Here is a 7,052-nt window from a genome sequence, read left to right on the forward strand (position 1 = left end):
ATGACAATGGCACTTTTTCCCTGTCTGCCTGGCACAACCCTCGACGCCGTGAATACCGTTGGGGCGTGGCTTGCTCAGGACGACTCTCAGGACAACCAGCCCGTTGATCTGGTGATTCTGGCGGGTAATGCGGTGATCCCCGCGATTGATGCTGCCTGTAAAATCGCGGCTGAACAGGGTGTTCCTCTGATCATCAGCGGCGGGATCGGTCACTCGACGACCTTCCTCTACGCCGCGATTGCGAAACACGCCCGCTATAACAGGATACCCACCACCGGACGTGCTGAGGCGGCTATTCTGGCCGACATCGCCCGTGAATTCTGGAACATTACGGCTGCGCATCTTCACGTTGAGGATCAGTCGACCAACTGTGGCGAAAACGCCCGCTTCAGCCGGGCGTTGATGAAACAATCCGGACTGAACGCCGCCCGGGTGCTGGTGGTGCAGGACCCGACGATGCAGCGTCGCACAATGGCTACGTTTGCCCGCGTTTGCCGCGACGAGGCCGCATCGCCCGCATGGGTGAGTCATCCCGGCCTGACGCCCGTGCTGCAAAACAGCGACGACGGTCTGGTGTTTAGCGGCCCGGTCGAGGGGTTATGGCCGGTAGAGCGCTACTTGTCGCTGGTGCTGGGTGAATTTCCGCGACTCAGGGACGACATCAACGGCTACGGTCCGGCGGGACGTGATTTCATTGCCCATGTCGATATCCCTGCCGACGTGGACGCCGCGTGGCAGATCTTGCGAAACGACGTCATTCTCACCGACGCGCTGGTGAGCCGTTCTCTGCTGTAATGCTCTGCCCGTTTGCGCCATCTTTTACGCAAACGGGCATCCTGTGTTGCCGATTTGTGATTTTGGAAACGGGCTGACCCGTTTCTTTTATGAGATATCTCACAAAAACAGACTCATAGAGTAGGCAATTGCCCCGGTAATTATAGTTTTTAACATTAAGTTTACTTGTTAAAAACAGTGTGATTACAGGAGCAGGTTATGACAGTACCCGTACAACATCCTATGTATATTGATGGACAGTTTGTTGCCTGGCAGGGTGATGCATGGATTGACGTGATAAATCCGGCCACGGAAGAGGTCATTTCCCGTATTCCCGACGGCAGCGCCGAGGACGCCCGCAAGGCCATTGACGCGGCAGATCGCGCGCAGGCTGGCTGGGAGGCGCTGCCTGCTATTGAACGCGCCAGCTGGCTACGTAAAATTTCCGCCGGGATCCGCGAGCGCGTCAGTGAAATCAGCGCGCTGATTGTGGCCGAAGGCGGCAAGATCCAGCAGCTGGCGGAAGTGGAAGTGAACTTTACCGCTGACTATATCGACTATATGGCCGAGTGGGCGCGCCGTTATGAAGGGGAAATCATTCAGAGCGACCGTCCGGGCGAAAATATTCTGGTGTTTAAGCGTGCCCTGGGCGTCACCACCGGCATTCTGCCGTGGAACTTCCCCTTCTTCCTGATTGCCCGTAAGCTCGCTCCCGCGCTGCTCACCGGTAACACCATCGTTATCAAGCCGAGCGAATTTACCCCAAACAACGCTATTGCGTTTGCCAAAATCGTCGATGAGATTGGCCTGCCGAAAGGCGTCTTTAACCTTGTGCTGGGCCGGGGTGAAACCGTCGGACAGGAGCTGGCCGGGAACCCGAAAGTGGCGATGGTCAGCATGACCGGCAGCGTCGGGGCAGGTGAAAAGATCATGGCTGCGGCGGCGAAAAACATCACCAAAGTGGGGCTGGAGCTGGGCGGTAAAGCCCCGGCCATCGTGATGGACGATGCCGACCTCGAGCTGGCCGTGAAGGCCATTGTGGATTCACGCGTCATTAATACCGGACAGGTGTGTAACTGTGCGGAACGTGTCTATGTCCAGAAGGGGATCTACGACCGCTTTGTGAATCGTCTGGGCGAGGCAATGAAAGCCGTCCAGTTTGGCAATCCGGCTGAGCGAACGGATATTGCCATGGGGCCGCTGATCAACGCCGCCGCGCTGGAGCGCGTGGAGCACAAGGTGGCGCGCGCGGTGCAGGAGGGGGCTAAAGTGGTCCTTGGCGGTAAAGCGGCAGAAGGCAAAGGGTATTTTTATCCCCCAACGCTGCTGCTGGACGTACGTCAGGATATGACCATCATGCACGAAGAGACCTTTGGCCCGGTGCTGCCGGTGGTGGCTTTCGACACCCTGGAAGAGGCGCTGAAAATGGCCAACGACAGCGACTACGGTTTAACCTCGTCTGTTTATACGCAGGACCTGAACGTCGCCATGAAAGCCATTAAGGGGCTTAAGTTCGGCGAGACCTACATTAACCGTGAAAACTTTGAAGCGATGCAGGGCTTCCATGCAGGCTGGCGTAAATCCGGTATCGGCGGGGCGGATGGCAAACACGGTCTGAATGAGTATTTGCAGACGCAGGTGGTCTATTTGCAGTCGTAATCAGGAGCCCCCTCCATGCGAGGGGGTTCACATTTTCAGGAAAGGTGGTTATGTTGGCGCGATAATGATTCTTTATCGGGAAACAACATGCGCACAAAATATACGGGTCTGCAAATCAGCATTCACTGGCTGGTTTTTCTGTTAGTCATTATGGCCTATTGCGCCATGGAGTTCAGAGGGTGGTTCCCAAGAACCGATCGTCCGCTTATTAATATGATCCACGTTTCCTGCGGGATCAGCATCCTGGTGCTGATGGTGGCGCGCCTGCTTATCCGCCTCAAATTCCCGGCTCCGCCTATTCAACCGAAACCAAAAGCGATGATCACCGGGCTGTCCCATCTCGGGCATCTGGTAATCTACCTGCTGTTCATTGCGCTGCCGCTGATCGGTATGGTGATGATGTATAACCGGGGAAATGACTGGTTTGCGTTTGGCCTGACGATGCCGCATGCGGCGGAGGGGAATTTTGACCTGGTGGATACCCTAAAGGAGTGGCACGTAACGCTGGCGAATCTGGGGTACTTCGTGATTGGTTTGCACGCCTTTGCCGCGCTGATGCATCACTACTTCTGGAAGGACAACACGCTGCTGCGCATGATGCCGAAAAAGCGCCAGTAACCGATAATGCCCTGCGAACCCGCAGGGCATTTTTTTGCGGCTTATTGCAGTTGCGCGCGCTCCTGCGCCGTTAAGTCCAGTTCCTGAGTTGAACCCGTTTCCGAAGATTTTACCGCCGCTTCCAGCACCGCCATCACCGCCAGGGCTTCCACCGGATGGACCGGGTTGTCAATCTTGCCGTTCAGGGCATCGCGCACGTTTATATAGTACTGCCGCTGGTCGCCTTTTGGCGCAGGGATAGCGCTGGCTTCACCCTGGGCATTAAACAGCACCATAGCGTCGCTGTCTTCACCCCAGCTTTCGCTACCCGGAGCGACGCCTGCCAGCAGCTGGGCTTCCTGCTGATCGATGTGCGCTTTCACCACGCTGGCCTTATCGCCGTGGACGGTAAAGCGGGCAACGCCACCCGCCACCAGCATGCTGCAATGGAGGACCACTTTGTGTTCCGGATAATTCAGCACCACGTGCGCCCAGTCGTTAATCTCCGCGCCGTCACGCAGGGTGGCGATGTTGCCCTGTACCGACTGCGGCAGACCAAAAAGCTGTAGCGTCTGGTCAATCATGTGCGGGCCTAAGTCGAACCACAGGCCGCTGCCGGGCACGTTTTGCTCTCTCCAGCGCACGCGAACCTCCGGACGGAAACGATCGATATGCGACTCAAAATGTTTCACCTTACCGATACGGCCTTGCTCAATCACCTGCTTAATGCCGAGAAAATCGCTATCCCAGCGGCGGTTATGGAAGACCGAGAGCAGGCGCTGTTTTTCTTGCGCAAGCGCAATCAGATCTCGCGCTTCCTGCATATCCAGCGTAAACGGCTTATCCACTACCACATGCTTGCCGGCATTGAGCGCCAGGGTGGCCAGCGGCGCATGGGTCGCGTTAGGGGAGGCGATAACCACCAGGTCGATATCCGGGTGCTGAATGGCCTCTTCCGGCGTGGCGACAACGAGGACGTCCGGCAGGTCGCGTTTCACTTTCTCTTCATCCCGGGATGAGACCACCGCCAGCTTCAGGCCTTCGACGGACTGGATCAGCGGGGCATGGAACGTCTTACCTACAAAACCATACCCGATCAGCGCAATATTCATTGTCTTCACTTTATTCATGACCTTCTCCACGTTAATGCGCGCCAACGGTAACCTGCAAGGCGCTATGGTCCCCGAGCTCTGCCCAGGGACGATCTAAAAACAGTTGATGAATCTCGGATAACCCTGACACCAGATACGGTTCGCACTGGTTGAGTTTTAGATGGTCGGCGACTACCCAGTGCGCCTGGCTTGCGGCCAGCATGGCACGCTTCACTTCGGCATCCGCCTCCTGACTGGCGCTCAATCCGAGTTCGGCATGGATGGCGCATGCGCCAAGGATGGCAATATCCGCCCGGTAGCGAGAGAGCAGGGAAAGGGTGGCGCTTCCGGCAAACAGGCGTTGTTTCTGATCCCACTTTCCACCGAGCAGGATCAGGTCAATATCTTCCCGATCGCTAACCTGCTGGGCGATATCAAGAGAAGGGGTGATGATGGTCAGCGGCCCCTGAAGGAAAGCGGCAACGGCCAGCAGTGTGCTTCCGGCGTCCAGAAAAAGCGTCGAGCCCGCAGGCACGCATTGCGCAACCTGTTTACCCAGCCGCTGCTTAATTTCAGGGAGCAAGCTATTCCTGCTTACTCGGGTCATCGTCGAGAGATTCAGCGCGATGGCGCCGCCATGGTTTTTTTGTGCCAGTCCCTGTTTTTCCAGGTCGGTCAGATCGCGACGGATGGTGTCCGCCGAAACCTGCAATCGCTCTGCCAGCTCGTTAATGCTGGCCTGGCCTTGCTCAGTAATGATATCAAGCACATATTTCTGTCTGGCGGTTTTATGCATGGGGCAGTATCCTGCAAAATGTCGCAATACTTCGCAGTTTACAGCATTTTGCAGGAAAGGGAATCGCGACAGGTGCGGGATGTTATCCAAAAACAGTTTGATGGTGTGATTATTGATATTGCATTAATCAGTCATCAAAAACATGTATGTATCTTTTAGGTATGTTGTTATCGCTATGTTTTACTTGAAAATTTGGCTTAAGCTGCCGGATTATTGGCTCTAACCAGAATGTTTAACTAATTTGTAATTATAAATTAGTGCATATATCTATTAGTTTTTATTTTTAAAGTAAAATAATTCAATTTTATTCGGTGTATTACTTAAGTTGACATTTCTTTGAAAATCTTTGTGTCTGATTCGGGGTGAAATTAACGCAAAAATGTACACCGGGGCATTTTAGAATTTTCTTTATATTACAGGGGGTTTATTTGTTTCATCTGAAAGGCCTTTTATAACGTTTTGTCCAGAAACCCCATCTTTTTTCTTATTTGTAACACCGCATTAACATTACGGGTGTGGTTGCTCATATCACATTTTGTTATGCTGCGAATCAATAAATATTTAAGCAAATTCTTAAAAGAAAAAAAGAGAATGAACGGCTCTCATCTCAATTGAAATGGGTATGGGGAACTATTACCCGAATTAATCGAGAAGGAGTAAGGGATTTCTGGCGAATTATTTGTACCTCTTCCTGGGTATTTATTTGGCTATCACCTGGAGTCGGGGGATATTATGAAGATGAAATGCAATAACAGGTTACTCAGACTATCTGCCTCCCTGACCTTAATTTCGTTGGTGGTGACTGCGGCTAATGCAAATAACGGCCAGGCGGGGATATCTCCCGTTGCGGCAATGACGATGAAAGAAAGTATTCTTTTCGCTCTCGATCGCGACCCCTCAGTGAGCCAGCAGGCAGCGCAACTGGGGATCGGCCAGGCACAAATAGACGAAGCGCGCAGTGGCTGGATGCCACAAATAGCCCTGAACGGGAGTACGGGTCACAGCCAGACCACCGATTCAAGCGGCTCGTTGCGAAATTCCGCAGCCTGGGGCCTGAGCCTGACGCAGCTGGTGTACGATTTTGGCAAGACCAATAACAGCATCAGCCAGTCTTCAGCTCAGCGTGACAGCTATCGCTACCAGCTGATGAGCACGATGTCTGCCGTCGCGGAAAAAACGGCCCTCAGCTATGTGGAAGTAAAACGCTACAGCGATCTGTTGCAGGCGGCAAAAGAGAACGTGCAGGCGCTTAAAAACGTTGAGCAACTGGCAAAACTCCGCGCCGATGCTGGCGTAAGCTCCACCTCTGATGAGCTTCAGACCCGCACCCGTATCGCCGGGATGCAGGCGACGGTAGAGCAGTATAATGCGTCTCTGAACAGCGCCCGCGCGCGGCTGGCGGTATTAACTGGCATACAGGCTGAACGCTATTCACCGGTTCCGGGAGGTCTGGCCGTGGAGCCGGATTCTCTCAACCGGATTGATTATTCACTGATCCCAACGGTGATGGCCGCGCAGAACATGGAGCGTTCAGCCCAGTACGGCGTAGAAACCGCCAGGTCTCAGCACTGGCCGACCTTAAGCCTGAAAGGGGGCCGCACCCGCTATGAGTCTGATAATCGCGCGTACTGGGATGATCAGATCCAGCTCAATATTGACGCACCGCTTTATCAGGGCGGCGCGGTCTCGGCGCGCGTCCGTCAGGCCGAGGGCGCAAGGGCAATGGCATCGTCCCAGGTCGATCAGGCCCGTTTTGATGTCCTGCAAAAAGCCTCCGTCGCACAGGCCGACTGGACCGGGGCGCGTGGACGAATGGAAGCCGGGAAGCGTCAGCTGGAAAATGCGTTGCGCGCCCGCGATGTCTACAAAAATGAATATACCCTGAGCAAGCGCAGCATTAACGATCTGCTCAGCGTGGAGCAGGATGTCTGGTCTGCCACCTCAGCGAAAATAATGGCTGAATACGATGGCTGGAGTGCGGCGATTAATTACGCCTCCGCGGTGGATAATCTCATGCCGCTTATCGGAATAGAGAAAAACGCTGCCGCGAAATTACCTGATTTAAGTTAAAAAAAGGCGCGCCTTTCTGCGCGAAATAAGTCAGACAATAATGGGTGATTTTTCCCAAGGATAGC

General features: G+C 54.2%; 6 protein-coding genes. 4 read left to right on the plus strand and 2 right to left on the minus strand.

Annotation, left to right across the window (positions count from 1 at the left end):
* From L379_RS12205 to cybB, 3 genes are all read left to right on the plus strand, one after another.
* Positions 1–795, plus strand: a complete 795-nt coding sequence (locus L379_RS12205; protein ID WP_032653500.1) for a YdcF family protein — start codon at positions 1–3, stop codon at positions 793–795.
* A 198-nt stretch (positions 796–993) separates the two neighbouring features.
* Complete coding sequence (gene aldA / locus L379_RS12200; protein WP_032653504.1) at positions 994–2,433, plus strand: aldehyde dehydrogenase; 1,440 nt, start codon at positions 994–996, stop codon at positions 2,431–2,433.
* An 87-nt stretch (positions 2,434–2,520) separates the two neighbouring features.
* Complete coding sequence (cybB, locus tag L379_RS12195; protein WP_015570570.1) at positions 2,521–3,051, plus strand: cytochrome b561; 531 nt, start codon at positions 2,521–2,523, stop codon at positions 3,049–3,051.
* Between the two features lie 41 nt (positions 3,052–3,092).
* On the opposite strand, the gene L379_RS12190 is transcribed toward cybB, so the two are convergent.
* Positions 3,093–4,160: an oxidoreductase gene (locus L379_RS12190; protein ID WP_023303701.1), complete on the minus strand. Its 1,068-nt coding sequence runs from the start codon at positions 4,158–4,160 to the stop codon at positions 3,093–3,095.
* Positions 4,161–4,173: 13 nt separating this feature from the next.
* Positions 4,174–4,917, minus strand: coding sequence for a DeoR/GlpR family DNA-binding transcription regulator (locus L379_RS12185; protein ID WP_032653508.1), 744 nt, complete (start codon positions 4,915–4,917; stop codon positions 4,174–4,176).
* 732 nt (positions 4,918–5,649) lie between these two features.
* Here L379_RS12185 and L379_RS12180 point away from each other — a divergent pair.
* Positions 5,650–6,987: a TolC family outer membrane protein gene (locus tag L379_RS12180; RefSeq protein WP_032653510.1), complete on the plus strand. Its 1,338-nt coding sequence runs from the start codon at positions 5,650–5,652 to the stop codon at positions 6,985–6,987.
* Positions 6,988–7,052 lie beyond the last annotated feature (65 nt).

The sequence above is a fragment of the Enterobacter sp. MGH 33 genome (assembly GCF_000534535.1).
In the GTDB taxonomy this organism is placed as follows: Bacteria; Pseudomonadota; Gammaproteobacteria; order Enterobacterales; family Enterobacteriaceae; genus Enterobacter; species Enterobacter hormaechei_C.

Excerpts from the sequence above, each read along its gene's own strand:
- L379_RS12190 (WP_023303701.1), bottom strand. The coding sequence starts at position 4,160 with ATGAATAAAGTGAAGACAATGAATATTGCGCTGATCGGGTATGGTTTT.
- L379_RS12205 (WP_032653500.1), top strand. The coding sequence starts at position 1 with ATGACAATGGCACTTTTTCCCTGTCTGCCTGGCACAACCCTCGACGCC.
- cybB (WP_015570570.1), top strand. The coding sequence starts at position 2,521 with ATGCGCACAAAATATACGGGTCTGCAAATCAGCATTCACTGGCTGGTT.
- L379_RS12180 (WP_032653510.1), top strand. The coding sequence starts at position 5,650 with ATGAAGATGAAATGCAATAACAGGTTACTCAGACTATCTGCCTCCCTG.
- aldA (WP_032653504.1), top strand. The coding sequence starts at position 994 with ATGACAGTACCCGTACAACATCCTATGTATATTGATGGACAGTTTGTT.
- L379_RS12185 (WP_032653508.1), bottom strand. The coding sequence starts at position 4,917 with ATGCATAAAACCGCCAGACAGAAATATGTGCTTGATATCATTACTGAG.